We start from the raw sequence: 16,427 nt of genomic DNA, 5'->3' as shown, positions 1-16,427 counted from the left end.
GTAAAGAGAAAAGAATATAGAGTTAAGACAAATGTGTGCCAAACAAAGACATAATTATAGAAATTTAAAAATTTGGAAGCTCGGTTTAGAGATTACAAATGATATTTCTGATATATTATTAAACTTTCCAAAGCACGAGAGATTTGATTTAAGTTCACAATTAAGTAGATGCTCAGTGTCAATTCCAAGTAATATTGCTGAGGGTTCTTCTAGAACAGATAAATCTTTTAGTCATTTTCTAGATATTGCTTTAGGTTCTTCTTTTGAATTAGGAACTCAGTTACTAGTAGCAAAACATAGACAATATATAAACAACGAAGTATTAAAAACAATTGAAGATAAAATAGAAGAATTCCAAAGAATGACGATGGGATTCCAAAACGGGCTAAACTGAGTTTATATTCTATTTTCTTTCTTCTATAATCTAATATAAAAAAACAAATGGCAGATACAGAAAAAGATATCCTACGTGGAGGTCAATTCTTAGTAAAAGAAACAAATTGCGAAGACGTTTTTACTCCTGAAGATTTTTCAGAAGAACAAACAATGATGAAAGAAGCGGTAGCTGAATTCAACGAACGTGAAATTATAGCGCACAAAGCTAGATTTGAAGCTAAAGATTATGCATTAACAGAAGAAGTTATGCGTAAAGCTGGTGAATTAGGATTTTTAGGTGTTGCTGTACCAGAAGCGTACAGCGGCTTGGGTATGGGATTTGTATCTACGGTATTAACATGTGATTATATCTCTAGTGGTACAGGATCTTTTAGTACTGCATTTGGTGCACATACTGGTATTGGTACAATGCCAATTACATTATATGGTACAGAAGAACAAAAACAAAAATATGTTCCTAAATTAGCCACTGGTGAGTGGTTTGGAGCATACTGTTTAACAGAACCTGGCGCTGGTTCTGATGCAAACTCTGGTAAAACAACTGCTGTTTTATCTGAAGATGGAAAGTCATATAAAATTAACGGTCAAAAAATGTGGATTTCAAATGCAGGTTTCTGTAGTTTGATGATAGTTTTTGCTCGTATTGAAGACGATAAAAACATCACAGGATTTATTGTAGAGTATGATCCAGAAAACGCTAACGGTATTACATTAGGTGAAGAAGAACATAAGTTAGGTATTAGAGCGTCTTCTACAAGACAAGTTTTCTTTAATGATACTGTTGTTCCTGTAGAAAATATGCTTGCCGGACGTGGCGAAGGTTTTAAAATTGCTATGAACGCCCTAAACGTTGGACGTATAAAATTAGCTGCTGCTTGTTTAGATTCTCAGCGTAGAATTGTAACTACAGGTGTACAATATGCTAATGAACGTAAGCAATTTAAAACTCCTATTTCAGACTTTGGAGCTATTAAAGTTAAAATTGCTGAAATGGCAACTAATGCTTATGCCGGTGAGTCTGCAACATACAGAGCTTCTAAAAACATAGAAGATCGTATTGCTATGCGTGAGGCTGCTGGTAATACACACCAAGAAGCAGAACTTAAAGGTGTAGAAGAGTACGCTATAGAATGCTCTATCTTAAAAGTAGCAGTATCTGAAGACGTACAAAATTGTGCAGATGAAGGTATTCAAATATTTGGTGGTATGGGATTCTCTGAAGAAACACCAATGGAAGCTGCTTGGAGAGATGCACGTATAGCACGTATCTACGAAGGAACAAATGAAATTAACCGTATGCTATCTGTAGGTATGTTGGTTAAAAAAGCTATGAAAGGCCACGTAGATTTATTAGGTCCTGCTAGTGAAGTTCAAAAAGAACTAATGGGTATTCCTTCTTTTGAAACTCCAGATTATTCTGAGTTGTTCTCTGAAGAAAAAGAAATGATTAAGAAGTTAAAGAAGACATTCTTGATGGTTGCCGGTGGAGCAGTGCAAAAGTACGGACCACAATTAGAAGATCACCAACAATTACTTATAGCTGCTGCAGATATTTTAATTGAAATTTATATGGCAGAATCTACTATATTAAGAACTGAGAAAAATGCAAAGCGTTTTGGTGAAGATTCACAAAAAACACAAATAGCAATGTCTAAGTTATACTTATATAATGCTGTAGATATTATTGAGAAAAAAGGAAAAGAAAGTATTATTTCTTTTGCTGAAGGCGATGAGCAACGTATGATGTTAATGGGACTTAAACGTTTTACAAAATACCAAAACTACCCAGATATAGTAGATTTACGTAACGAAATTGCTGAAAAAGTAAAGGCAGAAAACAAATATTGTTTTTAACATATAAAAACGTATATTTACCATTGTTATAACCTACAATATTGGAGTTTATAACCAAAGATTGACTAATTCAAATTGAAGCTTTTAAGGCAGAGATTTAACAAAACCATCAGTTTTACTGATGGTTTTTTATTTTTAAAAGAACTAATTTTACATCACATATTTTAACTGTAGAATATTGAAAAAATTAGTTGAAGCATATAGTCCAGAAGACTTTAGAAAAAGAGGTCACGATCTAATTGATGAATTAGCAAATCATTTTGAAAACACTTTACAAAACAAAAATAACAAGACCATACATTGGAATCAACCAAAGGATGAACATATATTTTGGAAAGAGTTTTTAAATAATGGTGATAAGAAAAACCTTTTTAATACTATTATTGCTCATTCCATACACGTTCACAATCCTAAATATATTGGTCACCAGGTAACACCTACCTTACCAATAACAGCATTAAGCGCACTTGTAAGTGCATCATTAAACAATGGTATGGCTGTTTATGAAATGGGTGTAGCAGCATCTGCAATAGAGCGTATTGTTACAGACTATTTGTGCACTAAAGTAGGCTTTACAACTGCATCTAATGGTATATTAACTTCTGGTGGTACACTAGCTAATTTAACCGCATTACTTACTGCACGCAAAGCAAAAGTTACTACAAATGTGTGGGCAAAGGGTAACACCAACTCATTAGGAATTATGGTGAGTGAAGAAGCGCATTATTGCGTAGATAGGGCAGCTAGAATTATGGGCTTAGGCGATGCCGGTATAATTAAAATACCTTCTACCCCTAATTTTAATATGAATATTGAATTGCTTGAAGAGTATTATAAAAAAGCAAAAGATAAAGGAATAGAAATATTTGCCATTGTAGGTAGTGCGCCCTCTACATCTACAGGAATTTTTGATGATTTAGAAGCTATTGCAACATTTAGCAAACAAAAAAATATATGGTTTCATGTTGATGGTGCCCACGGTGGTGCTGCTATATTTTCTAAAACCTACAAACATACTGTAAAAGGTATAGAAAAAGCAGATTCCATTGTTATAGACGGACACAAAATGATGATGATGCCGGCTTTAACTACTGCCCTACTCTTTAAAGATGGCAATACATCTCACGCTACTTTTAGCCAAAAAGCAGATTATTTACTAGAAGAATCTAAAGAAGAAGATTGGTACAATATTGCCAAACGCACGTTTGAATGTACTAAAACAATGGCTAGCATACATTGGTATACCATTTTAAAAACCTATGGAGAAGAAATTTTTGATGAATATGTTACCACACTTTATGACTTAGGACAGCAGTTTGCAGAAATGGTTACCGCTACTCCTAATTTAGAAATTGCCATACAACCCGCGTCAAACATTGTTTGCTTTAGGTATGTAAGTCCAAAATTATCTGAAAAAGAAACAAACACTCTTAACGAAAAAATTCGTCAAACTTTGTTAGAAAAAGAAGAGTTTTATATTGTGCAAACCAAGTTAAAAGGAAAGCATTATTTACGTGTCACAATTATGAATCCTTTTACAACAAAAGCACATTTGCAACAATTATTAGAACGTGTTTTACAAGAAGTAAACTAAAAACAAAACCCTTATCTTTTATACAGATAAGGGTTTTGTTTTTAATGTAAATATAAGAGTTATTCTCGCATAGATTCTAGCACTTTTTCATCGCTCTCTTTAGCAGAAAAATTAAGTGCACATTCTATTAATGCTAAATGTGAATATGCCTGAGGGAAATTACCTAATAGTCGTTTTGTTTTAAAATCTACATCTTCACTAAACAACCCTAAATGGTTGCTATAGCCTAGCAACCTATCAAAATACATACGTGCTTTTTCTTCTTCACCTATTTTAAATAAACTATTAATAAACCAAAAAGTACAAATAGTAAATGATGATGATGGCAACCCAAAATCGTCTTCATTTTTATACCTATACAACAAGCCATCATTACATAAATTGTTTTCTATAGCTTTAACCGTTGCAACAAACTTAGGATGCTTTGCGTGTATAAATCCGTAAGATTCCATTAATAAAACAGATGCATCTAAATACGTAGACCCATAAGACTGCGTAAAGGCATTAACTTCATCATTCCAAGCGTTATCTAAAATATCTTTTTTAATTGCTTGCTCTAACCTTGTCCATTTTTCAATCTTGTGAGATTTATTAAAAATACGTGCTACTTTAATGGCTCTATCTACGGCAACCCAACACAAAACTTTTGAAAAAGTAAAATGACGATCTTCTGCTCTAAATTCCCAAATGCCCTTATCTGCCTCTTTCCAGTGTTTATCTACTATCCAAACAATACCCTTTGTTATTCCCCATAAATCTTCTCCGTTTTCCAAATCTGTAGAAAACTTAACAAGTTGCTCATAAATAACATCCATAAGAATGCCATAAATATCGTTCTGCTTTTGCTTGTATGCAGCATTACCAACACGTACAGGTTTAGATCCTTTATAACCATCTAAATGCTCTAAAGTTTCTTCTGTAAGTTCTTTTTCGCCATTAATACCATACATAATTTGCAATTTTTCATCCTTATCTGGAATAAGGTTTATTATAAATTGCAAGTATCTTTTGGCTACGTTTTTATGTCCCAATTCAGACATAACTTTTATAACCATAGAAGCGTCTCTAATCCAACAAAAACGATAATCCCAGTTTCTTACTTCGCCAATAGTTTCTGGCAAAGAGGTGGTTGCTGCTGCTAAAACAGCACCTGTTTTATCATAAGTTAATAGTTTTAAAGTTATAGAACTCCTGTTTATTTCTTTGTTATACAAATGGTATTTTGGAATTTTTCCGCTCCAATTTAACCAGTACACTTTAGTACGCTGTTGCTCTAAATAAACTTTTTTAACACTTGGCGAAAATATTTTTTCATTGTAACCAAATAAAAAATAACCATCTTCGGTAAGCTCTATTTCGTTACCACTAACTACACGTTCTTTATTAAAAGAAGTATATAAAAACACGGTATCAAACTTTTCTCCGTGCGTTAAACTAGTTATAAAATCTTTTTTTATATACGTTTTTGTATCTCCCGCTGCATACTCTAATTTAGGATTATAAAGTACTTTAAAGCTTGGCTTACCAGAAACGTGCCTTAAGTAACGTATAATTTCTGGAGGAGAATAATAAGAGCCATCTTCTAGCTTATATCTTGGCATAAAATCACGTACTTCAAAAATATCATTTCCGTTAGTATATGTTGTTACTAATATTGCTGTTTGTGATATATAATTCTGAGTAATTTGATAGTCGCTATTGGTCAGGATTTCAAAACTACCGCCTTTATTTTCATCCAAAATTTTAGCAAAAACAGAAGAAGAATCAAACGCTGGTAAACAGCTCCACTCTATTGCACCATTCTTAGATATTAGGGCTGCACTTCTACAATTTCCTATAATTCCATAGTCTAAATTATCCATATAATAAATTAGGGTTAAACATTTCTAATTAGTAGGTTTTATTACCAATTTTATCGAAATTTATACAAAAAACAATTAAACTCTATCAAAAAAGAGCAATTTATGAGTAAAACTATCATTATCTCAAATAGACTACCAGTACAATTAGAAATTCATAATAATGAAATAAAAACAACGCCTAGTGTTGGCGGATTGGCAACAGGTATGAAATCTGTACACTCTGGAAGCAACGATTTATGGATAGGATGGAGCGGTTTAACAGATGAAAATATTCCTAAAAATTTAGAAGAAAAAATTGATAAAACTTTAAACAACCACGGCTGTGCTAAAGTAAAACTAAATGCCAAAGAAGTAGATGGTTTTTATTTTGGATTTAGCAACAGAACCATTTGGCCTTTGTTTCATTATTTTTTAGAGTATTCTGAGTTTGAACTTGAAAACTGGGAAATTTACAAAGCAGTAAACCAAAAATTTGCAGATGAAATTATTGCTAAAGCAGATGATGATGATATTATTTGGGTGCACGATTACCAATTAATGCTTGTACCACAAATGGTAAAAGAGAAAAAACCAGATATTTCTATAGGTTTCTTTTTACATATACCTTTTCCGTCTTACGAAATTTTTAGAACGCTACCTTGGCGTGAAGAAATTTTACGAGGCTTAATGGGCTCAGATCTTATTGGTTTTCATACCTACGATTATGAAAGGCATTTTTTAAGTTCTGTTAGACGTTTACTAGGTTTAGAAGTTAGTTTTAATGAAGTACACGTAGAAAACCGAATTGTAAAAGTAGATTCTTTCCCTATGGGAATAGACTATAAAAAGTTTAGTGAAGCTGGCAAAGCCAATGCTTTGAGTACTAAAGATAAACAATCTGACTTTCAGCAAAGATTAAACGCACATAAAGAGTCTACAAAAGATGCCAAATTAATATTATCTATAGATAGGTTAGACTACACTAAAGGTATTGCAAAGAGATTATATGCGTTTGAATATTTTTTAAACAAACACCCAGAGTATAAAGAAAAAGTTAGGTTAATAATTTTAGCAGTACCATCTAGATCTAATGTGCCACAATACCAATTACTAAAAAAAGAAGTAGATGAGTTGGTAGGAAGAATAAACGGAGAATTTTCTACCGTAAACTGGACTCCAATTTGGTATTTCTACAGGTCTATGCCTTTTGAAAACTTAATAGATTTATACACCTCTTGCGATATTGCTTGGCTTACTCCTATTAGAGACGGAATGAACCTTGTAGCCAAAGAGTATATTGCCACCAGAGCAGATAAAACAGGAGTTTTAATTTTAAGTGAAATGGCTGGTTCTGCTAATGAAATGAACGAGTCTTTACTAATTAACCCTAATAATTTTGAACAAACAGTTGCGGCATTACAACAAGCTATTAATATGCCTGTAGAGGAACAGCAAGAACGCAATGATATTTTACAAAAAAGATTAGAACGGTATAATGTAGAGAAATGGGCAAACGACTTTATAAACTCATTAAAGGAACAAAAAGAAAATAGTATATCATATGTATCTAAAAAATTAGGAAAAGAACTCTCTAGCAAAGTTGAAGAAAAATACAACAAAGCTAAAAACAAACTTCTATTTATAGATTATGATGGCACACTAGCTGCTTTTAAAAACGATCCGCAAAAAGCTAGTCCAGATGAAGAACTATACACTTTATTAGACAATATTGCCGCACAACCAAATACAGATATGTATTTAATTAGTGGTAGAGATAAAGAAACTTTTACCAAGTGGTTTTTACACAAAAAATATAACATGATTGTAGAACATGGCGTTTGGATTTCTCAAAACGGAGAAGAGTTTAGAATGCTAGAAAATGTAAAGAAAGAATGGATGCAAAAAATTCATCCTGTTTTAGAATCATTTGTAGACCGTACTCCGGGTAGTTTTATTGAAGAAAAAAATTATTCTTTAGCTTGGCATTACAGAAAAACAGATCCAGACTTTGGTAACAAAAGAGCAACTGAATTAAATACTGTGCTAACCAGTTTAATTGCTAATGACGATTTAAGTGTTTTAAATGGTAATAAAGTTATGGAAATTAAAAGTAGTAATGTTAACAAAGGACGTGCAGCAATGCGGGTTTATAATGATAAAGCTTATGATTTTGTATTTGCCATTGGTGATGATTGGACCGATGAATTTATGTTTCAGGAATTACCAAATTCTGCCATTACAATAAAAGTAGGTCACCAAAAAACACAAGCAAAATACTACTTAGATGGTACTGAAGATGTGCGCAAATTATTAAAACGTTTTGCTAATTAATATTTAGGCTTTAGGTTTAGTATTTTTGTACGACCAACCTAAAACTTAAAATTAACAACTTGACAAAGAAAAATTTTATTCTTCCTTTGCTAATAATGTCGCAATTTGCCTGCACATCTTTATGGTTTGCAGGCAATGCTATTGTAGACGATTTAGCATTAAAAACCGGGTTAGGAAATGGTATTGTTGGTTATGTATTATCTTCTGTACAACTGGGGTTTATTTTTGGCACTTTGGTTTTTGCGTTGTTAATGATAGCAGATAGGTTTTCACCATCTAAAGTTTTTGCTATTTGTGCTTTGCTTGCTGCCTTATGTAATTTTAGTTTACTTGCAAATAATATTACAAAATGGCACATATTAGGAGCACGTTTTGGTACTGGCTTTTTCTTAGCTGGTATTTATCCTGTTGGTATGAAAATAGCGGCAGACTATTATAAAAACGGACTAGGAAAAGCTTTAGGCTATTTAGTAGGAGCATTAGTACTTGGTACTGCGTTTCCCTTTTTAATTAGTGGTCTAAATTTAGGCAGTAATTACCAAACTATACTTAAAACAACGTCTTTTTTAGCGCTACTAGGAGGGGCAATAGTTGTTGTGTTGGTACCTAATGGCCCGTTTAGAAAACCAAGTGCTAAGCTACAAATTAAAGCAGGTTTAAGGTTGTTTAAAAATACTAATTTTTATAAATCTGCTATTGGATATTTTGGCCATATGTGGGAGTTGTATGCCTTTTGGGCTTTTACGCCTTTAGCATTAAAAACAATTAATACAATACAAAATACAAACTACTCGGTTCCTATTTTTACTTTTATAGTTATTGCCCTAGGTGCAGTTTCATGTGCAATTGGTGGTACATTATCTAAAAAATATGGCAGTTATAAAATTGCCATTGTTTCATTGTTTATTTCTGGTATATTTTGCATTATTTCTCCTTTATTGTTTACAATACCAACAGTTTTCTTCTGTATAGGTTGGTGCATTTGGGGAATGGCAGTTACGGCAGATTCTCCTCAGTTTTCTAGCCTAGTAGCACAATCTGCACCAGCGGAACTAAAAGGTACAGCATTAACAGTTGTAAACTCTATAGGTTTTGCAATAAGCATTTTAAGTATTCAGCTTTTATCATACCTAAGTACAAATATTAGTATCCCGCTAATTTTCTTATTTTTAGGTATTGGTCCTGCAATTGGTTTGTATACTCTTTTATCTAAAAAATATAACTAACTTTTATAATAACTACTACAAATGACACTCAAAAAATTATTTCTGTTCTTATTTATTCTTGGTGTAACGTTTACAAATGCACAAACAAATTCTAAAATTTACGATATTATAAATGCGGTTTCAGCAGAACGTATTAAAAGTGATGTTACCACACTAGCTAATTTTGGCACACGTAACACCTTTAGTGACACTTTATCTAACACAAGAGGTATTGGAGCCGCAAGAAGGTGGATAAAATCTGAATTTGATGAAATATCTAAGCAATGTAACAACTGTTTAAACGTATTTTATCAAAAAGATTTTGTTACAAAAAAAGGGAACAGCAGAGTACCTCATGATGCGTGGGTTGTAAATGTTGTTGCCATACAAAAAGGCACAAAATACCCTAACAGGTATATAATTATGAGTGGTGATATAGACTCACGCGCTAGCGATACTATGGATTTTACTACAGATGCTCCCGGTGCAAATGACAATGCTAGCGGTATGGCTGGGACTATAGAAGCTGCTCGTGTTTTATCAAAATATAAATTTGAAAACAGTATTATTTACGTAGGTCTTTCTGGAGAAGAACAAGGCTTGTTTGGTGGTGCAGGACTAGCTAAATATGCAAAAGATAAAAATTGGGAAATTATTGGTGTACTTAATAATGATATGATTGGAAATATTAAGGGTGTAGATGGTGTTATTAGTAATAGAGATTTTAGAATTTTTTCTGAACCCGTACCTGCTAATGAAACAGAAAGACAACGTAAAGCAAGACGTTTTTATGGTGGTGAAGTAGATGGTATATCTCGTCAATTAGCACGTTACATTCATAAAAATGTAAAAACATATATGCCAGAAATGAATCCAATGATGATATATAGGTTGGATAGGTTTGGTAGAGGTGGTCACCACAGACCTTTTAATGATTTAGGTTTTCCTGGAATACGTATTATGGAAGCGCATGAAAATTATACACAACAACACCAAGATATTAGAACAGAAAATGGCATTGCATATGGTGATGTTGTAGAACACGTTAATTTTGGTTACGCAAAAAAACTAACCGCTGTTAATGCCTTAACAATGGCTAGTTTGGCTTGGGCTCCTCCTGCACCAAAAACAGTTAAAATTGGTGGTATTGTAGAGGCTTCTGCAAAACTAAAATGGTCTGCTGTAGATGGTGCTACAGGTTATAAAATTTACTGGAGAGATACCACTTCTCCTACTTGGGATAACAGTAAATATGTTGGCAATGTTACAGAGCAAACATTAAATGGTATTGTAATAGATAATTCTTTTTTTGGAGTTGCAGCTGTTAGTAAAAATGGTTTAGAGAGTGTTGTTGTTTTCCCTAATGAAATTATGAGGTAACATTAACTTATTTTTAAAAATAAAGATAGAGGGAAACACCTATATTTGCTCAGCTTAAAATAATTTTAAATGAAATACGGAATACTGATACTTGTTTTTACACTATTTATATCTTGTAAAAATGATGATGCTACAATTAAAGAACCTGTAGATTACACTGCACAAAACGAAGCAGAAATTAAAACTTACATAGAAAAAAACAACCTAACAGCCTTAAAAAGTGATAGTGGTTTGTATTATGTTATTAATGATGAAGGTAACGGTATAAGACCAACTACTACATCTGAAGTTACTGTAGCTTACAAAGGATATTTTACAGACGGAAGTACTTTTGATGAGAGTAATGCTAACGGAATTTCTTTTAATCTACAACAAGTAATTGCTGGTTGGACAGAAGGTATTACCTATTTTAAAGAAGGTGGTAATGGTATTTTATTAGTACCGTCTAGATTGGGCTACGGCAGTAATGATTATGGTCCTATACCAGGAGGTTCGGTTTTAATTTTTGATATTAATCTACTAAGTGTAAATCAAAACTAAATAGTAAAAACACATAAAATACAAGCCATTAATTAGGAAGCTATTTAATGGCTTTTTCTTTTTATTACATTTACACATAAATATATTTGTACTACTAACAAACTACTCTTATGAAAAAAACTTTATTAATTTGTGCTATCCTACTCCTATCTTTTGGTGTATATGCGCAAAAAACATTTACAAAAACTGATACTTTACGTGGTTCAATTACTCCAGAACGGGCGTGGTGGGATTTAAATTATTACCACTTAGATGTAACAGTAGACCCTGCTAAAAAATATATTTCTGGTAAAAACACCATTAAATATACCGTTTTAGATAAAAACCAAGTACTACAGGTAGACTTACAACCACCTTTAAAAATTACCAAAGTAACACAAAAAGGGAAAAAGCTAAAATTTACCTCAGCTACTAATGCTCATTTTATAAAACTAAAACAAAAACAGGAAATTGGTGCTGTTAATGAAGTTGTTGTTTACTATGAAGGCAATCCTAAAGAAGCTGTAAATGCACCTTGGGATGGTGGTTTTTCTTGGTCTAAAGACAAAAAAGGCAAGCCATTTGTAGCTACATCTTGCCAAGGATTAGGTGCCAGTGTTTGGTGGCCAAACAAAGACCATATGTATGACGAGGTAGACAGTATGCGCATTAGTGTTACTAACCCAAAAGGACTATCTAACATATCTAACGGAAGGCTAGAGAAAATTGAAGAACACGCTAATACTGTAACATCTCATTGGGTAGTTAAAAACCCAATTAACAATTACGGTGTAAATGTAAACATAGGAGATTATGTACATTTTTCTGAAGTTTACAATGGTGAAAAAGGTCCGTTAACAATGGATTATTATGTTTTACGTGATAACTTAGAAAAAGCTAAAGTACATTTTAAAGATGCTCCTAAAATGATGAAAGCTTTTGAGCATTGGTTTGGTCCATATCCATTTTATAAAGATGGCTATAAATTGGTGGAAGCTCCGTATTTAGGAATGGAACACCAAAGTTCTGTTACCTATGGTAATAATTATATGAAAGGATATAAAGGAAACGACTTTTCTGGTTCTGGTTGGGGAGTAAAGTTTGATTATTTAATTATTCACGAATCTGGTCACGAGTGGTTTGCTAATAACATTACCAATAAAGATATAGCAGATATGTGGATACACGAGAGTTTCACTACCTATTCTGAAAGCATCTTTTTAGACTATTATTATGGCACCCAAGCAGCTAATGAATACATTATTGGCTTACGAAGAAATATTGCTAATGATTCTCCTATTATTGGTAATTATGATGTAAATGATGAAGGATCTGGCGATATGTATTTTAAAGGTGCTAATATGATACATACGTTAAGACAATTGGTAGATAATGATGAAAAATGGAGACGTATTTTAAGAGGACTAAATAAAGATTTTTACCATTCTGTTGTAACTACAGAACAAATTGAAGATTACTTAAGTCAGCAATCTGGGAAAGATCTATCAACTTTTTTTAATCAGTATTTAAGAGACGTACGTATTCCTAACTTAGAATATAAAATTGAAAGCAATAAACTAAAGTACAGATATACAAATATTGTAAGTGGTTTTGATTTGCCTATAAAAGTAAAAATTAACGATAAAGAACAATGGATTTTTCCTTCTGCTGATTGGAAAACAACTAAAATATCTTCTGAAAACGCTACTGTAGTTTTTGATCCTAATTTTTACATCAATCTTAAAAAAATATAAATATATAGCACTTATAAAATGAGTATAAAAAAATCCGCTTTACAATGTGTAAAGCGGATTTTTTATGATTAAAAACTAGTGTTTAGTCTTTTAATATCACATCAGGATTTAATAATTCTGGCTCACCGTACCCTAACTTATTAAGTTTATTAAACTGCGTTTTAGCATCACCTACAATTAAGTAAATCATTTTATCTGGATTAACATATTCATCTGCTAATGCTTTAACATCTTCTACAGACATATTTTTTACTCCCTGCTCTCTTTGCTTAGCATAATCTACAGGATAATTATACATACTAATATTCTCTAGCATATTTAATTTAGACCCCATAGTTTCAAAAGCTCTAGCGTTACTTTTTACCATATAGCCTTTAGAAATCTCCAAATCGTTTTGGTTATAGCCTTCACTATAATTAGCCATGATATCTTTAACCAACTGAGAAGCCTCATAAGTTACGTTGGTGCGTACACCACTAGACACTGTAAATAAACCAGATGTTTTACCACCACTAAAACTAGATCGTACTCCGTAGGTATACCCTTTACCTTCTCTAAGTTCTTGTGTTAACTGCGACGCAAAACTACCTCCTCCTAATCTGTAATTCATTACCTGCGCAGGATAAAAATCTTTATCTGTTGCTGCAATTGCTGGTGTTCCAAATAATAGCACAGATTGTTTAGCGTTAGGAACATTGTAAAAATACACTTTCGCTTTTTCTGGTGTTTTAGCAGCAATTACCGTTGGTACATTTACATCTTTTTGTTCCCATTTTGTATTTAAGATTTTTAAAGAGGCAATTGCATTTTTAGGTGTAATATCTCCTACTATATGAAAATTGGTAATTGCAGGAGATATATTAGCATTGTAATACTCTTTTAAATCTTGCAATGTAATTGCTTTTACAGATGTTGTTGTACCGGCATTGTTATTAGACAAAATATTATCATCTCCGTACAAAACCTTATAAAACTGATCTCTTGCTATACTATTAGGGTTAGCTTGTGCTCTTTGCAATTGACTAATTGTACTTTGCTTTAACAAATCAAACTCCTTAACATCCCAACGTGGCTCTAAAATAATTTCGTTTACTAAGTCCATTACTTTTGTAAAGTTTTTAGCCAAGCAATTGGCCGAAATTGTAATGTATTCATCACTGGCAGATGCAACAATTGTTGCCCCTAAAGTTTCTATTGCATTCTCTAACTCTTCAGGAGTTTTATTTTTTGTTCCCTTTGTTAGCATAGATGCCAATAAATTAGAAACACCAATTTTTTCTTTATTTTCTAGTAGCATACCACCTTTAATTGTAAAATTAAACTCTACTAATGGTACTTCATTATTTTCTATGCCAAAGACTTTTATACCAGAAGAAAGCTCTTCTTTATAAACTTCAGGCACAATAACATCTGGGCTTTCTCCATATGGCGGTTCCACGCTACGGTCAAAACTAGATGGAGTTTTTTGGTAAGTAGCAGCAATACTTGGGTCAAACTTAGCTTCTTTGCCATCCACAATTTTTTCCTCTACAACTTCTGCCTTTTTAGACCCATTTAGCACTAAAGATGCCTGCCCTTTTGGAACAGCACTTACTGCCACTAAATTTTTATCTTTTATATACGTATTGTACACACGCATAACATCTTCTTTAGTAACTGCTAATATATTTTTAACATCTTCACTAACATAACCAGGATCTCCAGCAAAAATTTCATATTGTGCTAACTGAAACCCTTTCCCCAATACACTAGAAAGCGAGTTATAAAAATCTGTTTCTTGTCCGGCTTTTATTCTATTAATATCTGCATCAGAAATTCCTTCTTTTTCAAATAAAGCAAAAGCATCTTGTATGGCACTATTTACACTTGTAAGCTCTGTAGTATCAAAAGCAGTTACAGATAGTGTTAACTCTCCTGCTAGTTCAGATGAGTAATTGTACATACGTACGCGATCTGTTAATTTTTTATCTTCTACTAAAATCTTGTATAAAGGTGCTTTTTTGCCATATGCTAAATAAGATGATAGCACGTCTAAAGCATACGCATCTTTATGAAACTCTGGTACAGAAGGCCACGTTAAAGACAATTGAGGCAAACGTGCAAAATTATCTTCATAATACAACCTTTTTGTTTCTGCTAAAGTAACGGGTTGCTTTTCTAAAGCTGGTATATCATCTCCTTTTTTTATTTCATCAAAATACTTTTTAACCCATTCTTTTGCCTGATTCTTATCAAAATCACCTGCAATAGTTAGTGTAACATTGTTAGGAACATACCATTTGTTGTAAAAATCTTTTACATCTTGCAAGGTAGCATTTTGTAAGTCTTCTAAAGATCCTATAACCGTCCAGCTGTACGGGTGACCTTCTGGGTACAATGCTTTTGTTTGCACATAATTAACGTGTCCATATGGATTGTTATCTACACGCTGTCTTTTTTCATTTTTTACAACCTCTTTTTCTTTGGCTAAAACAGGCTCTGTAACCGTATTTATAAAAAATCCTAGCTTATCTGCTTCTGCCCAAATCATTTTTTCTAAAGCATCTTTAGGAACTGTTTGGTAATAATTGGTACGGTCTCTACTTGTAGATCCATTTGCACCAGAGCCACCAATACGTGCACTCATTTTATCTAAACCGCCTTTGCCAAGGTTTTCAGATTCTAAAAAAAGTAAGTGTTCAAATAAATGTGCAAATCCTGTTCTACCAACTTTTTCTCTTGCAGACCCAACATGGCTAGTTAATGCTACTGCTACTACAGGGTCAGATCTATCAATATGAAAAATAACTTGTAAACCATTATCTAGTGTGAACTTTTCAAAATCTACCTTAAATTCTGTTTTTGCTATTTCTTCTGATGTTTTTTCTGTTTTCTCTTTACAAGAGATTACAAGCAACACGGTTACTGCTGCCAAAAAAGATTGTAATTTTCTCATTTTTTATTGATGAATTAGTTTTAAGTTATGTAATTATTTTTTTGTTCCTAGTAATACATTTACACCTTTTGGCATTGGATTACCAGACGTTCTGCGCATAACAACAATTTGTCCGCTATGCCATATTGCATCTGTTATAGGCCCATTAATAGCATTCCAAAACGGAAGCTTAAAATTTTTATTAAAAACCAACTCGTGTGCTTTTAAGTTGGTTGCATTTTTTAAAATATCACTAGCTTTTTTAAAGTTCTCTAGTGTACGCTTTCTTTTTTGTTCAAAAGTTAATTCGGTATTCTTATCCTCATCAACCTTTAGTGTGGTTGTCTTTAAAATCATTTTAGATAAACCATAAATATGATCTACGGTTTCACCAGTACTTCTCCCCTCTTTATTGGGTTTGTAAGCTAAATCTTGAGAACATAACCCTTCTGTTGCCCAATAATATCTAAAACCTAATGCGTCTATAGTTCTTGCTGCTACTGCACCTGCTGTAAAATTCTCTGGAGCTTCTGGTATATTGTAATATGGTAAGGTTTGTTTAGACTGCTGTTGAGCATTTATAGACATTAAAACTATAAAAGTTAAAATAACGAAACTAAAATTACGATGCATTTTTTT

The 16,427-nt window shown here is 32.7% G+C and carries 11 protein-coding genes; 8 read left to right on the top strand and 3 right to left on the bottom strand.

From position 1 onward, the window contains the following. Positions 1-31: 31 nt before the first annotated feature. The 3 genes from PBN93_RS12740 to PBN93_RS12730 all read left to right on the top strand — a co-directional run bounded on the left by PBN93_RS12740 (position 32) and on the right by PBN93_RS12730 (position 3,844). Complete coding sequence (locus tag PBN93_RS12740) at positions 32-394, top strand: four helix bundle protein (RefSeq protein WP_271080810.1); 363 nt, start codon at positions 32-34, stop codon at positions 392-394. Positions 395-441: 47 nt separating this feature from the next. Then, positions 442-2,250 (top strand): acyl-CoA dehydrogenase family protein, encoded by a 1,809-nt coding sequence (locus PBN93_RS12735; protein ID WP_077403870.1) that lies wholly within the window; start codon positions 442-444, stop codon positions 2,248-2,250. Positions 2,251-2,428: 178 nt separating this feature from the next. Next, positions 2,429-3,844, top strand: a complete 1,416-nt coding sequence (locus tag PBN93_RS12730) for a pyridoxal phosphate-dependent decarboxylase family protein (RefSeq protein ID WP_271080809.1) — start codon at positions 2,429-2,431, stop codon at positions 3,842-3,844. Between the two features lie 59 nt (positions 3,845-3,903). Here PBN93_RS12730 and PBN93_RS12725 read toward each other — a convergent pair whose 3' ends face one another. Then, positions 3,904-5,706 carry a glycoside hydrolase family 15 protein gene (locus PBN93_RS12725; protein ID WP_077403876.1) on the bottom strand — a complete coding sequence of 601 codons (1,803 nt, stop codon included), beginning with the start codon at positions 5,704-5,706 and terminating at the stop codon, positions 3,904-3,906. Between the two features lie 102 nt (positions 5,707-5,808). Between PBN93_RS12725 and PBN93_RS12720 the strand changes: the two genes are divergently transcribed. From PBN93_RS12720 to PBN93_RS12700, 5 genes are all read left to right on the top strand, one after another. After that, positions 5,809-8,016, top strand: coding sequence for a bifunctional alpha,alpha-trehalose-phosphate synthase (UDP-forming)/trehalose-phosphatase (locus PBN93_RS12720; RefSeq protein ID WP_271080808.1), 2,208 nt, complete (start codon positions 5,809-5,811; stop codon positions 8,014-8,016). Between the two features lie 95 nt (positions 8,017-8,111). Further along, entirely contained in the window at positions 8,112-9,242 is a 1,131-nt protein-coding gene (locus PBN93_RS12715) for an MFS transporter (protein WP_271080807.1), read from the top strand. Between the two features lie 21 nt (positions 9,243-9,263). Then, on the top strand, positions 9,264-10,601 hold the full coding sequence (locus tag PBN93_RS12710) for a M28 family metallopeptidase (RefSeq protein WP_271080806.1): 1,338 nt from the start codon (positions 9,264-9,266) through the stop codon (positions 10,599-10,601). Positions 10,602-10,670: 69 nt separating this feature from the next. Then, complete coding sequence (locus tag PBN93_RS12705; protein WP_077403889.1) at positions 10,671-11,141, top strand: FKBP-type peptidyl-prolyl cis-trans isomerase; 471 nt, start codon at positions 10,671-10,673, stop codon at positions 11,139-11,141. Between the two features lie 110 nt (positions 11,142-11,251). Continuing rightward, positions 11,252-12,874: a M1 family metallopeptidase gene (locus tag PBN93_RS12700; protein ID WP_077403891.1), complete on the top strand. Its 1,623-nt coding sequence runs from the start codon at positions 11,252-11,254 to the stop codon at positions 12,872-12,874. Positions 12,875-12,956: 82 nt separating this feature from the next. Here the strand turns inward: PBN93_RS12700 and PBN93_RS12695 are convergent, their stop codons facing one another. Beyond that, positions 12,957-15,809: a M16 family metallopeptidase gene (locus PBN93_RS12695; protein WP_271080805.1), complete on the bottom strand. Its 2,853-nt coding sequence runs from the start codon at positions 15,807-15,809 to the stop codon at positions 12,957-12,959. A gap of 33 nt (positions 15,810-15,842) precedes the next feature. Beyond that, positions 15,843-16,421, bottom strand: a complete 579-nt coding sequence (locus PBN93_RS12690; protein ID WP_077403897.1) for a hypothetical protein — start codon at positions 16,419-16,421, stop codon at positions 15,843-15,845. Between the last annotated feature and the right edge of the window lie 6 nt (positions 16,422-16,427).

It is taken from the genome of Cellulophaga omnivescoria (assembly GCF_027915275.1).
Taxonomy (GTDB): Bacteria; Bacteroidota; Bacteroidia; order Flavobacteriales; family Flavobacteriaceae; genus Cellulophaga; species Cellulophaga omnivescoria.
The sequence above is the reverse complement of the archived record's forward strand: the minus strand, read 5'-3'. Positions and strand labels throughout refer to the sequence as shown.

Excerpts from the sequence above, each read along its gene's own strand:
- PBN93_RS12740 (WP_271080810.1), top strand. The coding sequence starts at position 32 with ATGTGTGCCAAACAAAGACATAATTATAGAAATTTAAAAATTTGGAAG.
- PBN93_RS12710 (WP_271080806.1), top strand. The coding sequence starts at position 9,264 with ATGACACTCAAAAAATTATTTCTGTTCTTATTTATTCTTGGTGTAACG.
- PBN93_RS12695 (WP_271080805.1), bottom strand. The coding sequence starts at position 15,809 with ATGAGAAAATTACAATCTTTTTTGGCAGCAGTAACCGTGTTGCTTGTA.
- PBN93_RS12715 (WP_271080807.1), top strand. The coding sequence starts at position 8,112 with ATGTCGCAATTTGCCTGCACATCTTTATGGTTTGCAGGCAATGCTATT.
- PBN93_RS12735 (WP_077403870.1), top strand. The coding sequence starts at position 442 with ATGGCAGATACAGAAAAAGATATCCTACGTGGAGGTCAATTCTTAGTA.
- PBN93_RS12700 (WP_077403891.1), top strand. The coding sequence starts at position 11,252 with ATGAAAAAAACTTTATTAATTTGTGCTATCCTACTCCTATCTTTTGGT.
- PBN93_RS12690 (WP_077403897.1), bottom strand. The coding sequence starts at position 16,421 with ATGCATCGTAATTTTAGTTTCGTTATTTTAACTTTTATAGTTTTAATG.
- PBN93_RS12725 (WP_077403876.1), bottom strand. The coding sequence starts at position 5,706 with ATGGATAATTTAGACTATGGAATTATAGGAAATTGTAGAAGTGCAGCC.
- PBN93_RS12705 (WP_077403889.1), top strand. The coding sequence starts at position 10,671 with ATGAAATACGGAATACTGATACTTGTTTTTACACTATTTATATCTTGT.
- PBN93_RS12720 (WP_271080808.1), top strand. The coding sequence starts at position 5,809 with ATGAGTAAAACTATCATTATCTCAAATAGACTACCAGTACAATTAGAA.